The sequence below is a fragment of the Salinarimonas rosea DSM 21201 genome (assembly GCF_000429045.1).
GTDB classification, from domain to species: Bacteria; Pseudomonadota; Alphaproteobacteria; order Rhizobiales; family Beijerinckiaceae; genus Salinarimonas; species Salinarimonas rosea.
The window spans coordinates 1-18,851 of record NZ_AUBC01000015.1; the positions used below are offsets into that span (position 1 = coordinate 1).

Genomic DNA, 18,851 nt, shown 5'->3' on the forward strand with positions numbered 1-18,851 from the left:
GCTTCTGGGGGACCGCGGCTATGACGCCGACTGGTTCCGCGAAGCCCTGCAAGATAAGGGGATCAGGCCCTGCATCCCGGGCCGGAAGGCACGAAAGAAGCCCATCAAATACGACAAGCGCCGCTACAAGCGCCGCAATCGTATCGAAATCATGTTCGGGCGTCTGAAGGATTGGCGGCGGGTCGCCACCAGATATGACCGCTGCCCCGAAGTCTTCCTCTCGGCCATCGCTCTCGCCGCAACAGTCATGTTTTGGTTATGAGTCCTGAGCCTAGCCCGGAACCGCCTCGCGCGCCACTCGTGCCGCTCACGCCCCGCCGATCCCCTCCTCCACGACGCCGGTGCCGCCGCAGGTCGGGCAGGGCCGGCTCTCGAGGCGGCCGGTGCCGCGGCAATCCGGGCAGACGTTCTCGCCGACGCCGGCGGTGCCCGGCGCCGCCTCGTCGCCGGGCGAGAGCGGCGTCGTCGTCTCGGGCGGTCCGTGGGAGGTGCGCTCGCGATCGGCCATGGCTCGCTCCTTTCGTGACCTCGAGCCAACGCCGACGGCGACGACGGGTTCGCTCCCGCGTCAGCGCCCGGGCAGCGGGATGAACTCCGTCTCTCCGGGCACCATGGCGAAGCGGCCCGCGCGCCAGTCGTTCTTCGCCTCCTCGATGCGCTCCCGCCGGGACGAGACGAAGTTCCACCAGATGTAGCGGGGGCCGTCCATCGGCTCGCCGCCGAGCATCATGAACCGCGCGGGTGTCGCCGCGCGGATGGCGATCCGGTCGCCGGGACGGAAGACGAGGAGCCGGCCGGGGCCGAACCGGTCGCCCGCGATCTCGACCTCGCCGGAGACGGTGTAGATCGCCCGCTCCTCCCAGTCCGTGTCGAAAGGGACGACCGCTCCGGCCTCGAGCGCGGCGTCGGCGTAGATCGTCTCCGTCGAGGTCCGGACGGGCGAGCGCGCCCCCAGCGCGGCGCCCGCGACGAGGCGCACGCTCTTTCCCTCGCCCTCGACGATCGGGAGCGCGTCGGCACCGTAGTGCACGAAGCCCGGATCGCCCTCCTCGTCGCGCTCGGCCAAGGCCACCCAGCTCTGGATGCCGAACAGCTTGGAGCCGGTCGTTCGCAGATCGGCCGAGGTGCGCTCCGAATGCGTGATGCCACGCCCCGCCGTCATCAGGTTGAGCGCGCCGGGCCGGATCGGCAGCTCCGTGCCGAGGCTGTCGCGATGCACGATCTCGCCGTCGAACAGGTAGGTGACGGTGGCGAGCCCGATGTGCGGATGCGGGCGCACGTCCATGCCGGCCCCGAGCAGGAACTCGGCGGGACCCATCTGGTCGAAGAAGATGAAGGGGCCGACCATCTGCTTCCTCGCCGAGGGCAGCGCACGGCGCACCTCGAAGGAGCCGATGTCGCGGGCGCGGGGAACGATCACGGTCTCGATCGCGTCACAGGAATGGGGATCGCCGGGAACCGGATCGTCCGCGTGCTCGGTGCTCATGGCCGCTCTCCTCGCGTGGACGCGTGGGTCCGGCTCGCATCATGGCCGAGGCGGAGCGGTTCGGCGAGGGCGCGGACCGCAATCCTTTGATGGCACGAACGCAAGCTGTTCCGGAGATCGTGACGATCGGCTCCGCGTTACCGCAAGGCGACACCGCCGTGCGGCTTCCCCTTTCCCGCCCGCGGCGCTACGAGCGATGCGCGCGACCGAGCCGCGCAGGAGGCCCCCGCATGATCACCCTCTACGGCGCCCGCGACGGCACGCTCGTGCGCCTGCCCGAGACCGAGCCGCACCCCGACGCCGTCTGGATCGACCTGTGCGAGCCGAGCCCCGGGGAGGAGGAGGCCGTCGAGCGGATGATCGGCGTCGAGGTGCCCACCCGCCAGGAGATGGCGGAGATCGAGGAGAGCTCGCGCCTCTATCGCGAGGACGGCGCGCTGGTCGTGACCGCCACGATGATCGAGGGCTTCGGCGAGGGCCGCCCCGGACGGACGCAGGTGACGTTCGTCGTGTCGCAGAGGTACCTGGTCTCGATCCGGTACGGAGACCCCCTGCCCTTTCGCACGTTCGAGGCCAAGTGGGCCCGTCAGCCCGAGGCGCACCCGACGAGCGACCTCGTCTTCGTCGCGCTGGTCGATTCGATCGTCGAGCGCGCGGCCGACGTGATGGAGACGGTCGCCGCCGACCTGAACGCGGTCTCCACCCATCTCTTCGTCGAAAGCGGGCCACGAAAGGGCAAGCAGGTCGAGACCGACCTGCAGGAGATCCTCATGCGCCTCGGGCGGCGCAACATGATGATCTCGGTCCTGCGCGAGAGCCTCCTCTCGCTCACCCGCCTCGTTCCCTACGTGCGCCAGGGCGGCGAGGCCTGGCTGTCGAAGGAGGCGCCTCACCGCCTCAAGCAGCTCGAGCGCGACCTGCGCTCGCTGTCGGCCTACGAGGGCCAGCTCACGGCGGAGATCGTCTACCTCCAGGAGGCGACGCTCGGGCTCATCAACCTCGCCCAGAACAGGGTCATCAAGGTCTTCTCCATCGCCGCGGTGCTCTTCCTGCCCCCGACGCTCGTCGGCACGATCTACGGCATGAACTTCGCGCACATGCCGGAGCTCGACTGGGCCTTCGGCTACCCGGCGGCGCTCGCGACCATGGTCCTCTCCGCGGTGGGCTCGTTCTACTGGTTCAAACGCAAGGGGTGGCTGTGAGCATCCCCGCGTGGTGACGCGGCGCACCCGGGCGGCTATGGATGACCGCGAACACCGGATACGCCCTCGGAGACCGATCCCATGACGGACCATCGCCTCGACGCCGCCCCCGAGACCGTCCACTGGGGCTATTTCGACGGCGCCCTCCCGCCGCGCCTCGTGGTCGACAGCGGCGACCGGGTGACGATCTCCACCGTCTCGGGCGCCCCGGAGATGATGCCGCCCGCGCCGTTCGAGGTGCCGCCGGCGCTCTCCGCCATCCACGCGGCGCTCTCCCCGAAGCTGCCCGGCCACATCTGCACCGGCCCCGTCGCCGTGCGCGGATTGAAGGCCGGCGGCGCGCTCGAGGTGCGCATCGAGGCGATCGACCTCCATTACGACTGGGGCTACAACGCGCTCGGTCCCCAGCGCGGCGCCCTGCCCGAGGACTTCGCGACGCACCGCTGCGTGCACATCCCGCTCGACCGCGAGCGGAACGTCGCACGCCTCTCCTGGGGGCTGGAGCTGCCGCTCGCCCCGTTCTTCGGGGTCATGGGCGTCGCGCCGCCGCGGGAATGGGGCCCCCTGTCGACGCTGCCGCCCCGGCGCAACGGCGGCAACCTCGACAACAAGGAGCTCGTCGCCGGAACCACGCTCTACCTCCCCGTCTTCGTCGACGGCGGCAGCTTCTCCGTCGGCGACGGGCACGGGGCCCAGGGCGACGGCGAGGTCTGCATCACGGCGATCGAGACGGGGCTCGTGGGCACGTTCGAGCTCCACGCCCGCAACGACATGCGGCTCGCTTGGCCGCTCGCCGAGACGCCGACGCACTGGATCACCATGGCCTTCGACCCGGATCTCGACGATTGCGTCGTGATCGCGCTGCGCCAGATGATCGACCTCGTCGTCGACCGCGCCGGCATCTCGCGGGAGGACGCCTACATGCTCGCGAGCCTCGCCGCGGACCTGCGGATCACGCAGGTCGTCAACGGCAACAAGGGCGTCCATTGCATGCTGGCGAAGGACTTGCTGCGCCGCGGCTGACCGGCGCACCGGCCCGGAACCACCGCGTCGCACCTCCCGTTGGCGAGCGCGGGAGGAGCGGGACCATGGCCGAGGACACGACGCGCACGCAGCCGGCACGACGCTTCGGCCCGGGGGCGCGGCCCGCGCAGCCGCGCGGCTTCGCCGGGGCCGAGACGCCGTTCGTGCGCAAGGTCCTGATCGTGCTCCTGGTCGCGGCGCTCGCGTTCGCGACCTACCAGTTCGCCTACGTCCTGGTGCTCGCCTTCGGCGCGCTCCTGCTCGGCGTGATCATCCGCGCCTTCGTCGACCAGGTGGCGCGCATCCCGGGTCTCTCGGGCGATGCGGCCTTCTACGTCGGGCTCGTCCTGCTCATCGCCGTCATCGGCGGCTTCGGCTACTTCTTCTGGGTGACGATGCAGGGCCAGGTGCGCGACGTCGTCGAGCAGCTGCCCGAGGCGATCCGCACGCTCGGCGAGCGCTTCGACATTCCCGATCCCGTCGAGCGGCTGGAGGAACGCTTCACCTCGGCGGCGGGCGACGGCTCGTCGCTGATGAGCCGCGCCGCCAACATCGGCTTCACCGTGCTGGGCGGGATCGTCGACGCGCTCATCGTCGTCGTCGCGGCGATCTACCTCGCCTACGACCCGGGTCTCTACCGGCGCGGGCTCGTGCGGCTGTTCCCGCACGAGCACCAGGAGCGCATCGACACCGCTCTCCTGACGACCGGGAACGCGCTGCGTCTGTGGTTCTTCGGCCAGCTCGTGTCGATGGCGCTCGTCGGCGTCCTGACCGGGCTCGGCTTCTGGTGGGTCGGCCTCCCGGCCCCCGCGGCGCTCGGGCTGATCGCGGGGGTGACCAACTTCATCCCCTTCCTCGGTCCCTTCATCGGCTCGGCGCCGGCGGTGGTCTTCGCCTTCAACGAGGGGATGGACGCGGTGCTCTGGACGATCGCCGTCGTCACCGTGGTGCAGCAGCTCGAGGGCAACGTCTTCCTGCCGCTGATCCAGCGCGCGGCGGTGCGCCTCGCCCCCGCCTTCGCCCTCTTCGCCATCGTCGGCTTCGGCCTGATCTGGGGCTTCCTCGGCGTCTTCCTCGCCGTGCCGATGGCGGTGACGATCATGGTCCTCGTCAAGATGCTGTGGATGCGCGAGACGCTGGGCGAGGAGACGAGCGTGCCCGGGGAGGACAGCGGGGAGGACGAGGACGAGGACGGGGAGGAGAACGGGACGCGTGAGACGGTGGAGGAGGATGCGGAGGATAGCGGGAGGCCCCCCGGGTGATCGCAGCGCCCGAGGCGCTCACTCCCCCCAAGGCCACCCCACCACCCGCTCCACCAGCTCGGCCAGCCCCACTTCCTCCTCCGTGCCCGACACCCGCCCGCGCACGGACACGCCGGCCGCGTGAACCGTCTCCGGGTCCCCGGACACCAGAGGGTGCCACCAGGCGAGCCCCCTGCCCTCCGCCACGCGGCGATAGGCGCAGGTGCCCGGCAGCCAGGAGAGCCCCTCGACCGCCTCCGGCGTCAGGCGGACGCAGTCGGAGACCTCCGCCTGGCGGTTCGCATAGTCGCGACAGCGGCACGAGCCGTCGTCGAACAGCCGGCAGGCGACGTCGGTGTAGGCGATCTCCTCGGTGTCCTCGTCCTCGAGCTTGACGAGGCAGCAGCGCCCGCAGCCGTCGCACAGGCTCTCCCATTCCGCCTCCGACATCTCGGAAAGGGACTTCGTGCGCCAGAACGGTGCATCGGCGGCGGTGGGCGTCTCGCGGCGGGACATGGGGCGATCCTCGGCGGGCGTTCACCGCCCGTCAACCTCAACGAATTCCGAACGGAGCAGGCCCGTTTCGCGGCGAATGCGACCGGCACGGGCCTTGCGGGTCCATCCGCGACGGGAAGCGGGCACCGGCGACCGGTGCGCCGCGCCCCGGGCGGAAGGAAGGCGGCGGGACGGCCGATTCAGGGCGAACCCGGACCGTGCCGAACCGTTAGAAGCTGCGGAGCGCGGCGGATTCGAGGCGGATTCGAATCGCCGCCGGCTCGGAGTTCTGGTAGGAAGCTGGGCGATTAACCTTCGGTTAAGCGCTCCGGGCGGGCAGCGGGGGAAGCGGGTGCGTTTCGATCGAAAGATCAGCGTCTGGACACGTGTCAAGCGGGCTGCGCTCGCGCTCGACGCCTGGCTTTCGGCCTCCGCGTTCGACTCGCGCCGCGACCTGGAGACGCTGTGGCGCCGCTACACCGCCTTCACGGACCTGTTCCGCGCCCGCGGCGCGGCGCGCGTCGTGCTCGACCTCGCCTCGGAGGGCGTGACGCTCGGGCTCGCCGGCGCCACCGTGATGCTCGCGCTCGCCATTCCCGCCTTCTACGAGACGCAGGAGGATTGGCGCCGCACCGACGAGCTCGCCGTCACCTTCCTCGACCGCTACGGCCAGGAAGTCGGCCGGCGCGGCATCCGCCACGACGATTCCGTCGCCATCGACGAGATCCCCGAGGTCGTCATCAAGGCGGCGCTCGCCACCGAGGATCGGCGCTTCTTCTCGCATTGGGGCATCGACCCGATCGGCACCGCGCGGGCGCTGGTGGCGAACTCCCGCGAAGGCGGCGTCGTCCAGGGCGGCTCGACCATCACCCAGCAGCTCGCCAAGAACCTGTTCCTGTCGAACGAGCGCACCCTCGATCGCAAGATCAAGGAGGCCTTCCTCGCGCTCTGGCTCGAGTTCCAGCTTTCCAAGAACGAGATCCTGAAGCTCTACCTCGACCGCGCCTACATGGGCGGCGGCAATTTCGGCGTCGTCGCGGCCGCCGACTTCTACTTCGGCAAGCCGATCGGCGAGGTGACGCTCGCCGAGGCGGCGATGCTGGCGGGCCTGTTCAAGGCCCCCTCGCGCTTCTCGCCCCACGTCAACCTGCCCGCGGCGCGCGCCCGCGCCAACGACGTCCTCACGGCGATGGTCGATGCCGGCTTCATGTCGGAGGGCCAGGTCCAGATCGCCCGGCGCCGCCCGGCGAGCGCGATCGACCGCGGCCGCGAGACGACGCCGGACTACTACCTCGACTGGGCGTTCGAGCAGGTCCGCGACATGGCCCGGGACGGCTATTTCGACGGTCAGCGGGTGCTCGTGGTGAAGACGCCGCTCGACCAGGCCATGCAGCGCCGCGCCGAGCTCGCCGTCGAGGACACGCTGCGCCAGCACGGGGAGCGCTACCGCGTCGGGCAGGCGGCCGCGGTGCTCATGGAGCCGGACGGGGCGGTGCGCGCCATCGTCGGCGGGCGCGACTACGGGCAGAGCCAGTTCAACCGCGCGGCGCACGCGCGCCGCCAGCCGGGCTCGTCCTTCAAGCCCTTCGTCTACGCCACCGCCCTGTCCTACCTGCCCTATCGCCCGGACTCGACGGTCGTCGACCGGCCGATCTGCCTCGGCAATTGGTGCCCGAACAACTACAATCGCTCGTTCGCCGGCGCGATGCCGTTGATCACGGCGCTGGCGCGCTCGATCAACACGATCCCCGTGCGGCTCTCGGTCGAGATCGGCGAAGGCAACGCCAAGCGCGGGCGTGCGCGCATCATCGAGACGACCCGGCGCATGGGCGTCGAGACGCCGCTCGCGGACACGTCCTCGCTGCCGATCGGCGCCTCCGAGATGACGGTGCTCGACATGGCGGCGGGCTATGCCGTCTTCGCCAACGGCGGAGAGCGCGCGCGGCCCCACCCCGCCGTCGAGGTGACGACGCCGGACGGCCGGGTGCTCTACTCGCACGACCGCGACGCGCCGCGCGAGCGCGTGCTCTCCACGGGCGTCGTAGCTGACATGAACACCATGCTCGCCGCCGTGCCGGAGCGCGGCACGGGCCGGCGCGCCGCGCTCGACGGCATCCGCTCGGCAGGCAAGACCGGCACGACCAACGCCTACCGAGACGCCTGGTACGCCGGCTACACCGGCAATTTCGTCGCCGCCGTGTGGTTCGGCAACGACGACTTCACCTCCACGAACAACATGACCGGCGGCTCGCTCCCGGCCATGACCTTCAAGGAGATCATGACCTTCGCCCACGGCGGCGTCGAGCCGCGCCCGATCCCGGGGCTGGAGGGCGACGGCCCCGCCGTTGCCGGCGGCCCGGCGACGACGGCGAGCATCGACCCGCAGGTCGCGGCGCTCCAGCGCAACACGCTCTCGCGCCGCTCCTTCGAGGTCGTCACCGGCATCGGCTCGCTGTTCGAGGAGGCCCGCACGCCGCGCGGCTTCCGCGAAGGCCGCGCGCCGGGCCCGGCCGCGCTCGCCGTCCAGCCGACGGGCGCGGGCGGCTTCCAGTCCGTGACGCGCTGAGCGCCGGGGCTCTTTGGGAACGCGGTCATGTTCGAAGCCCTGCGCCGGGCGGCCCGGAACGCCTACCACCTCCTCCTCCTCGCCTGGGCGGCGGCGCTCGGTGCCGGGATCGGGCTCGGCTCCGCCCTGTACGTGCTGGAGGGCGAGTATCCGTTCGGCGAGCGCCGCGTGCAGGCCTGGGTCGCCTGGCCGAGCGTCGGCTCGCCGGCCTCCGACCCGTACGCCCGCGCCATCATGGCGCGCTCGGCCGACGTGCCGCTCGCGCAGGGCGAGGGCATCGCCTTCCACGCCGACGCCGACGAGCTCGGCCGGCCGCTCGACGCCGCCTGCAGCTATGTCGTCGCCGGCGAGACGCCGGTGGCGCGCGCCTGGACCTTCACGCTCTACGACCTCGACGGCCGGCTGCTGGAGACGCCGCAGCGCCGCGCCGGGCTCGCCTCCGCGCAGATGCTGCGCGACGAGGCCGGCGGCGTGACGATCGCCCTCGCGCCGCGCCCGCGCCCCGGGAACTGGCTCCAGCTCCCCGGCACCGGGCGCTTCCAGGCGGTGCTGCGCCTCTACGACAGCCCCGTCTCCGGCGCGCTCGGCTGGCTCGACGACGGCGCCATGCCGCGCATCGTGCGGATGTCGTGCCCCGGGGAGGCGCTGTCGTGACGCCCCGCGCCCGCGCCGTCCTCGACAGCCTCGGCCGCAACGCGGGCAAGCTCGCGCTCGCGACCACGATCGGCCTCGTGCTCGCGGCGATGACGCACATCGCCGCCATCCTGATGCTGCCCTGGCTCGCCCGCCAGGACGCCCACGCGCGGCTCGCGCCGACGACGACGTCGGAGGCGGCGGTGCTCGTCGCCGCGCCGCGCGACGCGGGCTTCGGCGCCGTCGACGCGAGCCCGCCCGAGACCTGGCTGCCGCTCCACGACCCGGCGACGGCGGTAGGCGCCTGCGCCTACGATCTCGCCGAGGGGCCGCTGCGCGTGAGCGCGCCCGACGGGCGGCTGTTCCAGACGATCTCGCTGCACGCCCGGGGCGCCGGCGCCTACTACGCGGTGACCGACCGCGCCGCCGTGCGCGGGCGGCTCGAGCTCGTCGTCGCCACGCGCGAGCAGCTCGATGCCCTCCTCGCCCGCGAGGCCGCCCGGGAGGAGGTCGCGGACGCGCCGGCGGACGGTTTCGGCGACCTGCGGGTGGTGGCGCCCGGCCGCCAGGGATTCGTGCTGGTGCGCACGCTCGCCGCCTTCCCGAGCGAGGCGGGGCTCGCGCGCGCGCTCGTCGAGGGCGTGTCCTGCACGATCGAGCCGCTCTGAGCGCCAGCCCTCCCGAACCCTCCCGGCACGGGTCCGTTCTTGCGCGCATTGCTCCCGCCGCATCCCCGCGGCATGGTCGGCCGGACCGGAACCGTTCCGAGGTGCGACCACGGCGCCGTTGCGAGGGAAAGGCGGGCTCGCTACATCGAGCTGGTGCCGAGGGAGCCGCATGCTGACGAAACTCGCCAATCCGAGCACGTTCCTGCGCTGGTCAGGAGCCCTGCTGCCCTGGCTCGCCGGGCTCACCGTCGCGACGCTCGGCATCGGCCTGTGGATGGCCTGGTTCGTCGCGCCGGCGGACTACCAGCAGGGCGAGACCATCCGGATCATGTACATCCACGTCCCGGCCGCGTGGCTGGCGCTCTTCCTCTACGCGATGATGAGCGCCTCCGCGATCGGCACGCTGGTCTGGCGCCATCCGCTGGCGGACGTGTCGCAGAAGGCGGCGGCTCCGATCGGGGCCGCCTTCACGCTCGTGTGCCTGATCACGGGGGCGCTCTGGGGCAAGCCGATGTGGGGCACCTACTGGGTGTGGGACGCGCGGCTGACCTCCGTGCTGGTGCTCTTCCTGGTCTATGCCGGCATCATCGCGCTCTGGCGCACCATCGAGGACCCCTCCCGCGCCGCGCGGGCGGTGGCGATCCTCACGCTGGTCGGGGCGCTCAACCTGCCGATCGTGAAGTTCTCCGTCGACTGGTGGAATACGCTCCATCAGCCGGCGAGCGTCTTCCGCATGGACGGGCCGACGATCTACCCGACGATGCTCTACCCGCTCCTCGTCATGGCGCTCGGCGTCACCTTCCTCGCGCTCACCATGCACATGTACGCCATGCGCACGGAGGTCTACCGCCGGCGCGTGCGCACGCTCTCGATCCTCGAGGCCGAGCGCCTCGACGAGCGCCGGCTGGCGGCCTGAGGAGTCGGCGATGGGCGATCCGCACACCCCCTTCATCCTCGCGAGCTACCTCGCGACGGTCCTCGTCGTCGGCGGGCTGATCGTGCGCATGGTCCTCGACCAGCGCGCCCAGAAGCGGGCGCTCGCCGAGCTCGAGGCGCGCGGCGTCGCCCGCGGCCGCCGCCGCGGCGGCGAGCGCGCCGCGGGATCGTCGGGAGCGCCCGCCGACCGGCCCCGCCCCGCCGCCACCGAGAGCGCATGAGCATGGACGAGCGCCCGCACTTCGAGCCCGGCGACCCGACGAGCGACCCCGCCCCGCGGACCCGGATCCGCGTCCTGTTCCTGCTGCCGGTCCTGATCTTCGCCGGGCTCGCGCTGGTGTTCCTGGTCGGGCTCTTCGGCGACCCCTCGCGCGTGCCGTCGGTCCTGATCGGCCGTCCGGCGCCGCAGGTGAGCCTGCCGCCGCTGGAGGGCCTCTCGGAGGCCGGGGCCCCGATACCCGGCTTCTCGACCGCCGATCTCGCCGGCACGCCGGAGCGGCCGGTGACGATCGTCAACGTCTGGGCCTCCTGGTGCGGCCCGTGCCGGATCGAGCACCCGGTGCTGATGGAGCTTTCGGAGCTGCCCTACCTCACGATCGTCGGCATCAACTACAAGGACGCGCCCGAGAACGCCCGGCGCTTCCTCGGCGCGCTCGGCAACCCCTACGACCGCGTGGGCGTCGACGCGAGCGGCCGATCGGCCATCGACTGGGGCGTCTACGGCGTGCCGGAGACCTTCGTCGTCGATCGCGAAGGCATCGTTCGCTACAAGCACATCGGGCCGATCGAGCCGGGCCGGCTCGGCCCCTTCCTCGACGCCATCCGCGCCGCGCTGCCCGAGGACATGCGCGACAGGCTGCCCACCGGCTGACGGCGCGCCTCACCCGCGCGGGCGCGCCCAGGGCCGACGCTCGGCGTCGGCCGCGGTGAAGGCCGCGATCGCGTCCGCCCGGCTGAGCGTCAGGTCGAGATCGTCCCAGCCGTTGAGGAGCTTCGTGCGCACCACCGGGTCGACCGAGAAGGCGATCGCCTCGCCCGCTCCCTCGATCCGCTCGGCCTCGAGATCCACCACGAGCCCGGCGAGCCCGCTTTCGAGCGCCAGGAGCAGCCGTTCCGCGTCCTCCTCGGCGACGGCGGCGGGAAGCAGGCCGTTGTTGGCCGCGTTCGCCGCGAAGATGTCGCCGAAGCTCGGCGCGATCACGCAGCGGATGCCGTAGTCCACCAGCGCGTACACCGCCGCCTCGCGCGAGGAGCCGGCGCCGAAGTTGCGCCGCGCGACCAGGATGCGCGCACCCGCCCGCGTCGGGTCGTCGAGGGAGAGCGCACCGGTCGGGCGTCCCTCGGCGTCGTGGCGCAGGTCGTGGAGGAGGAAGCGACCGTAGCCCTCGGATCGCGGCGTCTTCATGAACCGCGCCGGGATGATCTGGTCGGTGTCGACCGAGGCGAGCGGCAACGGGCAGGCGATCGCCTCGAGACGGCGGAACGGCTCCATCCTCAGATCCTCCCCTCGAGATAGGGCCGCGCGTCGGCGAGCCGGCCCTCGATCGCCGCCGCGGCCACCATCGCCGGCGACATCAGGTGCGTGCGGGCCCCGGGCCCCTGGCGGCCCTTGAAGTTGCGGTTCGTGGTCGAGGCGCAGCGCTCGCCGGGCGCGACGATGTCGCCGTTCATGCCCACGCACATCGAGCAGCCCGATTCGACCCATTCGAGCCCGGCCTCGACGAAGATCCGGTCGAGCCCCTCCTCCTCCGCCTGGCGCTTGACGAGGGAGGAGCCGGGCGACACCAGCCCCGGCACACGAGCCTTGCGGCCGGCGAGGACGGCGGCGGCGGCCCGCAGGTCCTCGATGCGGCTGTTGGTGCACGAGCCGATGAACACGCGATCGACCGCGATCTCGGTGAGCGGCCGCCCCGGCACGAGGCCCATGTAGGCGAGCGCCTCGCGGGCGTGCGCGGCACGGCCCTCGTCGGCCATCCGGCCGGGGTCCGGGGTCTCCCCGGTGATCGGGAGCGCGTCCTCGGGGCTCGTGCCCCAGGTGACGACGGGCGCGATCTCGCCCGCCGCGAGCACGATCTCGCGGTCGAAGGCCGCGGACCCGTCGCTCGCCAGCGCGAGCCAGTCTTCCGCCGCGCGGGCGAAGAGGTCGCCCGTCGGCGCGAAGGGCCGGCCCTCCAGGTAGCGGATCGTGGTCTCGTCGGGCGCGATCATGCCCAGCCGCCCGCCGCCCTCGATGGAGAGGTTGCACAGCGTGAGCCGGCCTTCCATCGAGAGCGCGCGCACGGCCGAGCCGGCATACTCGATCGCATGCCCGCGCGCGCCGTCGGCCCCGAGCCGCGCGATCCAGGAAAGCGCCATGTCCTTCGCCCCGACGCCGGGCATCAGCTCGCCCTCGAAGGCGATGCGCATGCGCCGGGGCCGCTTCTGCCAGAGCGTCTGGGTCGCGAGCACGTGGGCGACGTCGGAGGCGCCGATGCCGAAGGCCATCGCGCCGAACGCGCCGTGGGTGGAGGTGTGGCTGTCCCCGCACACGATGGTGAGGCCCGGCAGGGTGAGCCCCTGCTCGGGCCCGACCACGTGGACGATGCCCTGGCGCGGGTCGTCGAGACCGAAGAGGCGGATGCCGTGCGCACGGGCGTTCTCGGAGAGCTGGTCCACCATGCGCCGCACGCCCGCGTCCGCGAGCCCGCCGGATCGGTTGCGGGTGGGCACGTAGTGATCCGCGACGCCGAAGGTGAGGTCCGGCCGCGCCACGGGAAGACCCTTCTCGCGCAGCTTGGCGAAGGCGTGGTGGGAGCCCTCGTGGACCAGATGGCGGTCGATGAACAGCAGGTCGGGCCCGTCGTCGCGGGACGCGACGACGTGCTGGTCCCACACCTTCTCGAACAGCGTGCGCGGGGCGGAGCGCGGATACGGCATCGGGCGGTTCCTCGAAGATGGCGCTTGACGCGCTACTCTTGTCTTATAGTCTCACCAGCAAGCTGTCTGATACATAGCGCAAAGCGCGTCGCGAAGAAAGCCGCGAGCGCTCCGGAAGGTGGATCGCGATGGAGGCGGGGGCGGAGACACGGGCACGGGTGGAGCCGTCGAAGACGCAGCGGCTGTACCTCGTCCTGCGCGATCGCATCGTCGGCGGCGCCGTGCCCGCCGGCTCCCGGCTGCCGAGCGAGCCCGAGCTCTCGCACGTGCACGGCGTGTCGCGCGTCACCGTGCGCCGGGCGCTCGACGGCCTTGAGCGCGACGGGCTGATCCGCCGCCAGCCGGGCGCCGGGACGTTCGTCACCGGCCGCGGCGGCGGGCCCGCGATCGTCGCGGACTTCTCCAACATGCTGGCGCACCTCGTCGAGATGGGCCGCGCCACCTCGGTGCGCCTGATCTCCTTCGCCTACGAGACGCCGGCGGCGCCGATCGCGGACGCGCTGCGGCTCGACGCCGACGAGCGCGCCCAGCGCTCCCTGCGCATCCGCCTGATCGACGGCGCACCGTTCTCGTACCTCACGACGTGGGTCCCCGAGCGGATCGGCGTCACCTATTCCGAGGCCGATCTCGCCACGACGCCCCTGCTCGCGCTGCTCGAGCGCTCCGGCGTCGTCTGCGCCCGCGCCAGCCAGACCATCGCCGCGGCCCTCGCGGGTCCGGAGACGGCGCAGGCGCTGGACGTCGAGGTCGGCTCGGCACTCCTCTCCCTCACCCGCACGGTCTTCGACGAGGACGGGCGGGGGGTGGAGCACCTGCACGCCCTCTATCGGCCGGATCGCTACGCGTTCCAGATGGAGATGACGCGCACCGGCCGGGACGGCGCACGCCGCTGGAGCCCGATCGCCACCACGACGAAGCCGTCCCCAGAAGACGGCTCGGGAACGGACCGTTGAGCCCCGCATCGAGGAGACTTCAGCCGTGAGCCACACCAATCCATCGATCACCCGTCGCACGCTGCTCCAGGGCGCGGCGGCGACCGCCGCCCTGATCGGCGCGCCGGCCTACCTGCGCGCCCAGTCCGCGCCGATCAAGGTCGGCATCCTCCAGCCGATGACCGGCGCCCTCGCCTTCGACGGCCAGCAGGGCCGCATCGGCGCCGAGCTCGCCATCGAGATGATCAACGCCGCCGGCGGCGTGAACGGGCAGCCGATCGAGCCGGTCTTCGGCGACGCCCGCTCGACGCCCGAAGGCGGCACGGCGGAAGTCGAGAAGATGCAGGCCGAGGGCGTCGTCGCGATCGTCGGCGGCTTCGCCTCGCCGATCTGCCTCGCCTCCTCCCAGGCGGCCTCCCGCTACGACCTGCCCTACCTCGTCGACGTCGGGGTCTCCGACCAGATCGTCTCGCGCGGGCTCACCAACACGTTCCGCTTCGGCCCCGGCTTCGGCAAGGTGACGCAGCAGGCGCTGGAGAACCTCGTCAAGATCAACGAGGCCGCCGGCAACCCGGCCAAGACCGTCGTTCTCGTCCACGAGGACGGGCTGTTCGGCTCCGGCCTCGCCCAGCTCCTGCAGAACGAGCTGCCGAAGCGCGGCTTCGAGGTGCTGCAGACGCTCGCCCATCCGACGCCCGCGCGCGACATGTCGAACATCGCGCTCCAGATCCGCGCGGCGAACCCCGACATCGTCATCCCGTCGAGCTATTACGGCGAGTTCGTGCTGCTCGCCCGCACCATGCAGCAGCAGCGCATCCGCCCGAAGGGCATCTACGCCGTCCTCAACGGCGCGGCCTCGAACTTCCGCTTCGTGCAGGAATTCCCCGACGCCGCCGAGAACGTGATGGACTGCAATCACTGGCACGATCCGCGCAAGCAGGAGTCCCAGGCGCTGCTCGAGCGGGTCCGCTCCGACGGGAACGTGTGGACCTACAACATCCCGCTCAACTACTCGAACGTGAAGCTCCTCGCCGACGCCATCGCGCGGGCCGGCTCCACGGAGCGCACCGCGATCCGCGACGCGCTCGCGGCCTCCACCTACGAAGGCCACGTGATGCCCTACGGCCCGACGGTGTTCGTCGACGGCCAGAACCAGGGCGCCGCGCCGGTGAACACGCAGGTGCAGGGCGGCGACATCAAGGTGATCTTCCCCGAGGACTTCGCGGACGCCGAGCCGGTGTTCCCGGTGACGTAATCGCACGAGCGACCTGATCCCGCGCTCGCCCCGGGCTTCCTTCGGCCCGGGGCGAGGACCGCCGTCTCGTGAACGAGGCCGCATTCCCGCATGTTCTCGCCCGACATCGTCCTCACCGCCACGATCAACGGCCTGATGACCGGCGCGGTCTACGCGCTGATCGCGCTCGGGCTGACGCTCGTCTACGGCGTCCTGCACATCATCAACTTCGCGCACGGCGCCACGCTGACGGCGGCGATGTTCGGCGTCCTCGTGCTGCACCAGGCGCTGGGGCTCGATCCCTACCTCGCGATCCTGGTGCTGACGCCGCTGTTCTTCGCCGTCGGCTATGCGGTCCAGCGCCTCGTCATCGGGCCGGCGAGCCATGGGGAGGACGTCAACATCCTGCTCGTCACGCTGGGGCTCGCGATCATCATCGAGAACGCGCTCTTGGGCATCTTCCGCTCCGACACGCGCAGCGTCGACACGCCCTACGGGTTCTCCGTGATCGAGGTGGGCGACCTGTTCCTGTCGACGCCCCGCGTGATCGCCTTCTTCGGCTCGATCGCCGTGGCGGGCCTGCTCTGGCTCGCGCTGGCGCGCACCGACACCGGCAAAGCGATCCGTGCGGTCGCCAAGGAAAAGACCGGCGCGGCGCTGGTCGGCATCGACGTGCGCCACGTCTACGCGGTCACTTTCGGGCTCGGGGCGGCCTGCGTCGCCATCGCGGCCTGCCTGCTGATGCCGACCTTCTACGTCAACCCGCGGGTCGGCGGCGCCTTCGTGCTCGTGGCCTTCACCATCGTGGTGCTCGGCGGCATGGGCTCGATTCCCGGCGCGCTCCTCGGCGGCCTGTTCATCGGCGTCGTGGAGAGCCTGTCGGGCCTCTATCTCGGCGAGAGCCTGGGCCAGATCGGCATCTTCCTGATCTTCATCCTCGTGCTCCTGTTCCGCCCGACCGGCCTGTTCGGAGCCAAGGCATGAACGCGCGCGACCTCGCCACGGGCTTCGCCCCGATCCTCCTCGTCGTCGCGCTGCTCGCGCTCGTGCCGCTGTTCGTGTCCTCGAACACGGTGCTCAACTTCCTCGTCTTCACCCTGATCATCGCGCTCGCGGCGCAGGGCTGGAATCTGCTGGCGGGCTACGGAGGCCAGTTCTCCTTCGGGCACGCCGCCTTCTTCGGCACGGGCGCCTACGCGGCGGCGATCCTCCAGGTGAACCTCGGGCTCAACGCCTATGTCGCCTTCCTCGTCGGCATCGGGCTCGGTGCGCTCGTCGGCTTCGTCATCGGCTATCTCTCCTTCCGCTCGGGACTGAGGGGCTCGTATTTCGCCCTCGTGACGCTCGCCTTCGCGGAAGTGCTGCGCATCCTCGCCAATTCCGCGGGCTTCACCGGCGGCGCGGCGGGGATCCTGATCCCGCTCGAGGTCTCCGCCTGGAACTTCCAGTTCGAGAGCCGCGCCGCCTACTACTGGGTCGCGCTCGCGCTCGTGGGGGCCGTGCTCGTGCTCGTGCGCGCCATCGAGCGCGCCCGCTTCGGCGCGCAGCTCGTCGCCGTGCGCGAGAACGAGGCGGCCGCCCGCGCCCTCGGCGTCGACGCGCTCGCGGTGAAGCTGAAGGCCATCGCGATCTCGGGCGCGATCACGGCGGCCGCGGGCGGGCTCTACGCGCAGTACTTCCTCTATCTCGACGCCCTGATCGCCTACGGGCCGTGGATCTCCATCGAGGCGCTGCTCGCACCCATCGTGGGCGGGCTCGGCACCGTGTTCGGCCCGCTCGTGGGGGCGCTCGCGCTGCACGGGCTCTCCGAAGGCTCGAAGATGTTCACCGGCGAGATCCCCGGCATCGACCTCGTCGTCTTCGGCGTCGTGCTCATCCTGGTCGTCGCCTTCACGCCGGACGGGATCATGGGCGTGCTCGGCCGGCTGCGACGGCGCCTCGCCGGATCGACGGCGAAATCGACGGCGAACGCCGCCCCGCTCCCGGCACGCGAGGAGCCCGCGGCATGAGCCTCCAGACGAGCCACCCGACAGGCCTCCCGACGAGCCTCCTGCGCGTCGAGCACGTCACCAAGCGCTTCGGCGGCCTCGTCGCCGTGGACGACGCCTCGCTCGCCGTGGCGCCGGGATCCATCACCGGCCTGATCGGCCCCAACGGCGCCGGCAAGACGACGCTCTTCACCGTGATCTCCGGCTTCGAGCCGGCGACGACCGGCCGGATCGTCTACGACGACCGCGACGTCACCGCCCTGCCCGCCCACGAGCGGGCGCGGATCGGCATCGCGCGCACGTTCCAGATCGTCCAGCCCTTCGCCACGCTCTCCGTCGTCGAGAACATCGCGGTCGGCGCCTTCCTGCGCCACGCCGCGCGCGCCGACGCGCTGGCGCTGGCCCGGCGCGTCGCCGACCAGGTGGGGCTCGGCGGCATGCTCGACCAGCCGGCCCGTGCGCTGACGGTCGCCGGCCGCAAGCGCCTCGAGCTCGCCCGCGCGCTCGCCACGGGCCCGCGGCTCCTCCTCCTCGACGAGGTGCTCGCCGGCCTCAACCCGTCCGAGATCCGCGACATGATCCCGGTGATCCGCGCCATCCGCGAGCGGGGCGTCACCATCCTCATCGTCGAGCACGTGATGCAGGCGGTGATGAGCCTGTGCGACGACATCTACGTGCTCGCGCAGGGACGCATGATCGCGCAGGGCCCGCCGGCCCGGATCGCCCGCGACCCGCACGTGGTCGAGGCCTATCTCGGGCACGGCGCGGCGCAGCGCCTCCAGGGGAAATCGACGCCCGTGACGCCCGCGGACGAGACGGAGGACGGCCATGCTCAGCGTGCGTGATCTCGTCTCCGGCTACGGCGGCATCTCCGTCCTGCGCGGCATCTCGCTCGACGTCGGTCCCGGCGAGGTGGTGGCCGTGCTCGGCGCCAACGGGGTCGGCAAGACCACGCTCAACGCCACGATCTCGGGCCTCGTGCGCGCGACCGCCGGCACGATCGCGTTCGACGGCGAGCGGATCGACGGCCTCGCGGCGCCCCAGATCGTCCGGCGCGGGCTGATCCACGTCCCCGAGGGCCGCCGGATCTTCCCCAACCTCTCGGTCCGCGAGAACCTGGAGCTCGGCAGCTATGCCCGGGCCCGCTCGTCCCGCGCGAAGAACCTCGAGCGGGTCTTCGAGACGTTCCCGCGGCTGCGCGAGCGCGCGGCGCAATCCGCGGGCACGCTGTCGGGCGGCGAGCAGCAGATGCTCGCCATCGGCCGCGGCCTGATGGGCGAGCCGAAGCTCCTCATCCTCGACGAGCCGTCCCTCGGCCTCTCGCCGCTCCTCGTCGACGAGCTGTTCCGCCTCGTCGCGACGATCGCGAAAGGGGGGCTCGCGGTCATGCTCGTCGAGCAGAACGTGGTGCAGTCCCTCGAGCTGGCCGACAGGGCCTACGTGCTCGAGAACGGGGCCGTCACCATGGCCGGCGCGGCGCGCGACCTCGCGGCCGATCCCGCGCTCGAAAAAACCTACCTGGGCATGTGAG

General features: G+C 71.8%; 21 protein-coding genes. 16 read left to right on the plus strand and 5 right to left on the minus strand.

Annotated elements, in window-relative coordinates; all coding sequences use genetic code 11:
- Window positions 1–262 (plus strand): IS5/IS1182 family transposase (locus tag G407_RS0112625; RefSeq protein WP_029031086.1); only part of this gene is annotated, 262 nt, incomplete at its 5' end.
- Between the two features lie 45 nt (window positions 263–307).
- Here the strand turns inward: G407_RS0112625 and G407_RS0112630 are convergent.
- The gene (locus G407_RS0112630) at window positions 308–508 is read right to left on the minus strand and encodes a hypothetical protein (RefSeq protein ID WP_029031087.1); all 201 of its coding nucleotides are present in this window, start codon (window positions 506–508) and stop codon (window positions 308–310) included.
- A gap of 60 nt (window positions 509–568) precedes the next feature.
- The gene (locus tag G407_RS0112635; protein ID WP_029031088.1) at window positions 569–1,486 is read right to left on the minus strand and encodes a pirin family protein; all 918 of its coding nucleotides are present in this window, start codon (window positions 1,484–1,486) and stop codon (window positions 569–571) included.
- 230 nt (window positions 1,487–1,716) lie between these two features.
- On the opposite strand from G407_RS0112635, the gene G407_RS0112640 reads away from it, so the two are divergent.
- From G407_RS0112640 to G407_RS27485, 3 genes are all read left to right on the plus strand, one after another.
- Window positions 1,717–2,688 (plus strand): magnesium transporter CorA family protein, encoded by a 972-nt coding sequence (locus tag G407_RS0112640; RefSeq protein ID WP_029031089.1) that lies wholly within the window; start codon window positions 1,717–1,719, stop codon window positions 2,686–2,688.
- An 81-nt stretch (window positions 2,689–2,769) separates the two neighbouring features.
- Complete coding sequence (locus tag G407_RS0112645) at window positions 2,770–3,711, plus strand: acetamidase/formamidase family protein (RefSeq protein WP_029031090.1); 942 nt, start codon at window positions 2,770–2,772, stop codon at window positions 3,709–3,711.
- Between the two features lie 65 nt (window positions 3,712–3,776).
- Window positions 3,777–4,973 carry an AI-2E family transporter gene (locus tag G407_RS27485; RefSeq protein ID WP_052341311.1) on the plus strand — a complete coding sequence of 399 codons (1,197 nt, stop codon included), beginning with the start codon at window positions 3,777–3,779 and terminating at the stop codon, window positions 4,971–4,973.
- Between the two features lie 18 nt (window positions 4,974–4,991).
- Here G407_RS27485 and G407_RS0112655 read toward each other — a convergent pair whose 3' ends face one another.
- The gene (locus tag G407_RS0112655; RefSeq protein ID WP_029031091.1) at window positions 4,992–5,468 is read right to left on the minus strand and encodes a YcgN family cysteine cluster protein; all 477 of its coding nucleotides are present in this window, start codon (window positions 5,466–5,468) and stop codon (window positions 4,992–4,994) included.
- A 331-nt stretch (window positions 5,469–5,799) separates the two neighbouring features.
- Between G407_RS0112655 and G407_RS27490 the strand changes: the two genes are divergently transcribed.
- The 6 genes from G407_RS27490 to G407_RS0112685 all read left to right on the plus strand — a co-directional run bounded on the left by G407_RS27490 (window position 5,800) and on the right by G407_RS0112685 (window position 11,121).
- Window positions 5,800–8,013, plus strand: coding sequence for a transglycosylase domain-containing protein (locus G407_RS27490; protein ID WP_052341312.1), 2,214 nt, complete (start codon window positions 5,800–5,802; stop codon window positions 8,011–8,013).
- A 27-nt stretch (window positions 8,014–8,040) separates the two neighbouring features.
- Window positions 8,041–8,667 carry a DUF1214 domain-containing protein gene (locus tag G407_RS27495; RefSeq protein ID WP_052341313.1) on the plus strand — a complete coding sequence of 209 codons (627 nt, stop codon included), beginning with the start codon at window positions 8,041–8,043 and terminating at the stop codon, window positions 8,665–8,667.
- A complete protein-coding gene (locus G407_RS0112670; protein WP_084327503.1) occupies window positions 8,664–9,314 on the plus strand; it encodes a DUF1254 domain-containing protein in 651 nt (216 codons plus the stop codon). Before G407_RS27495 ends, G407_RS0112670 begins: the two co-directional genes overlap by 4 nt.
- A gap of 169 nt (window positions 9,315–9,483) precedes the next feature.
- Window positions 9,484–10,230 carry a heme ABC transporter permease gene (locus tag G407_RS0112675; protein ID WP_029031093.1) on the plus strand — a complete coding sequence of 249 codons (747 nt, stop codon included), beginning with the start codon at window positions 9,484–9,486 and terminating at the stop codon, window positions 10,228–10,230.
- 10 nt (window positions 10,231–10,240) lie between these two features.
- The gene (gene ccmD / locus G407_RS27500) at window positions 10,241–10,471 is read left to right on the plus strand and encodes a heme exporter protein CcmD (RefSeq protein ID WP_052341314.1); all 231 of its coding nucleotides are present in this window, start codon (window positions 10,241–10,243) and stop codon (window positions 10,469–10,471) included.
- A 2-nt stretch (window positions 10,472–10,473) separates the two neighbouring features.
- The gene (locus G407_RS0112685; RefSeq protein WP_029031094.1) at window positions 10,474–11,121 is read left to right on the plus strand and encodes a DsbE family thiol:disulfide interchange protein; all 648 of its coding nucleotides are present in this window, start codon (window positions 10,474–10,476) and stop codon (window positions 11,119–11,121) included.
- A 9-nt stretch (window positions 11,122–11,130) separates the two neighbouring features.
- On the opposite strand, the gene leuD is transcribed toward G407_RS0112685, so the two are convergent.
- Window positions 11,131–11,742 (minus strand): 3-isopropylmalate dehydratase small subunit, encoded by a 612-nt coding sequence (gene leuD, locus G407_RS0112690; protein ID WP_029031095.1) that lies wholly within the window; start codon window positions 11,740–11,742, stop codon window positions 11,131–11,133.
- Window positions 11,743–11,744: 2 nt separating this feature from the next.
- Window positions 11,745–13,166 (minus strand): 3-isopropylmalate dehydratase large subunit, encoded by a 1,422-nt coding sequence (gene leuC / locus G407_RS0112695; RefSeq protein ID WP_029031096.1) that lies wholly within the window; start codon window positions 13,164–13,166, stop codon window positions 11,745–11,747.
- Window positions 13,167–13,324: 158 nt separating this feature from the next.
- Between leuC and G407_RS27505 the strand changes: the two genes are divergently transcribed.
- The 6 genes from G407_RS27505 (at window position 13,325) to G407_RS0112725 (ending at window position 18,850) form a co-directional block, all read left to right on the plus strand.
- A complete protein-coding gene (locus tag G407_RS27505; protein WP_245259082.1) occupies window positions 13,325–14,119 on the plus strand; it encodes a GntR family transcriptional regulator in 795 nt (264 codons plus the stop codon).
- A gap of 25 nt (window positions 14,120–14,144) precedes the next feature.
- Window positions 14,145–15,353 (plus strand): ABC transporter substrate-binding protein, encoded by a 1,209-nt coding sequence (locus G407_RS0112705; protein WP_029031192.1) that lies wholly within the window; start codon window positions 14,145–14,147, stop codon window positions 15,351–15,353.
- 90 nt (window positions 15,354–15,443) lie between these two features.
- Window positions 15,444–16,316, plus strand: coding sequence for a branched-chain amino acid ABC transporter permease (locus tag G407_RS0112710; RefSeq protein WP_029031097.1), 873 nt, complete (start codon window positions 15,444–15,446; stop codon window positions 16,314–16,316).
- Window positions 16,313–17,341: a branched-chain amino acid ABC transporter permease gene (locus tag G407_RS27510; protein WP_043539716.1), complete on the plus strand. Its 1,029-nt coding sequence runs from the start codon at window positions 16,313–16,315 to the stop codon at window positions 17,339–17,341. The genes G407_RS0112710 and G407_RS27510 overlap by 4 nt, the downstream gene beginning before the upstream one ends.
- On the plus strand, window positions 17,338–18,165 hold the full coding sequence (locus G407_RS27515; protein WP_052341316.1) for an ABC transporter ATP-binding protein: 828 nt from the start codon (window positions 17,338–17,340) through the stop codon (window positions 18,163–18,165). Before G407_RS27510 ends, G407_RS27515 begins: the two co-directional genes overlap by 4 nt.
- A complete protein-coding gene (locus tag G407_RS0112725; protein ID WP_029031098.1) occupies window positions 18,149–18,850 on the plus strand; it encodes an ABC transporter ATP-binding protein in 702 nt (233 codons plus the stop codon). The genes G407_RS27515 and G407_RS0112725 overlap by 17 nt, the downstream gene beginning before the upstream one ends.
- Window position 18,851 lies beyond the last annotated feature (1 nt).

Excerpts from the sequence above, each read along its gene's own strand:
- G407_RS0112630 (WP_029031087.1), bottom strand. The coding sequence starts at position 508 with ATGGCCGATCGCGAGCGCACCTCCCACGGACCGCCCGAGACGACGACG.
- G407_RS0112635 (WP_029031088.1), bottom strand. The coding sequence starts at position 1,486 with ATGAGCACCGAGCACGCGGACGATCCGGTTCCCGGCGATCCCCATTCC.
- G407_RS0112640 (WP_029031089.1), top strand. The coding sequence starts at position 1,717 with ATGATCACCCTCTACGGCGCCCGCGACGGCACGCTCGTGCGCCTGCCC.
- G407_RS0112645 (WP_029031090.1), top strand. The coding sequence starts at position 2,770 with ATGACGGACCATCGCCTCGACGCCGCCCCCGAGACCGTCCACTGGGGC.
- G407_RS27485 (WP_052341311.1), top strand. The coding sequence starts at position 3,777 with ATGGCCGAGGACACGACGCGCACGCAGCCGGCACGACGCTTCGGCCCG.
- G407_RS0112655 (WP_029031091.1), bottom strand. The coding sequence starts at position 5,468 with ATGTCCCGCCGCGAGACGCCCACCGCCGCCGATGCACCGTTCTGGCGC.
- G407_RS27495 (WP_052341313.1), top strand. The coding sequence starts at position 8,041 with ATGTTCGAAGCCCTGCGCCGGGCGGCCCGGAACGCCTACCACCTCCTC.
- G407_RS0112675 (WP_029031093.1), top strand. The coding sequence starts at position 9,484 with ATGCTGACGAAACTCGCCAATCCGAGCACGTTCCTGCGCTGGTCAGGA.
- ccmD (WP_052341314.1), top strand. The coding sequence starts at position 10,241 with ATGGGCGATCCGCACACCCCCTTCATCCTCGCGAGCTACCTCGCGACG.
- G407_RS0112685 (WP_029031094.1), top strand. The coding sequence starts at position 10,474 with ATGGACGAGCGCCCGCACTTCGAGCCCGGCGACCCGACGAGCGACCCC.
- leuD (WP_029031095.1), bottom strand. The coding sequence starts at position 11,742 with ATGGAGCCGTTCCGCCGTCTCGAGGCGATCGCCTGCCCGTTGCCGCTC.
- leuC (WP_029031096.1), bottom strand. The coding sequence starts at position 13,166 with ATGCCGTATCCGCGCTCCGCCCCGCGCACGCTGTTCGAGAAGGTGTGG.
- G407_RS0112710 (WP_029031097.1), top strand. The coding sequence starts at position 15,444 with ATGTTCTCGCCCGACATCGTCCTCACCGCCACGATCAACGGCCTGATG.
- G407_RS27510 (WP_043539716.1), top strand. The coding sequence starts at position 16,313 with ATGAACGCGCGCGACCTCGCCACGGGCTTCGCCCCGATCCTCCTCGTC.
- G407_RS27515 (WP_052341316.1), top strand. The coding sequence starts at position 17,338 with ATGAGCCTCCAGACGAGCCACCCGACAGGCCTCCCGACGAGCCTCCTG.
- G407_RS0112725 (WP_029031098.1), top strand. The coding sequence starts at position 18,149 with ATGCTCAGCGTGCGTGATCTCGTCTCCGGCTACGGCGGCATCTCCGTC.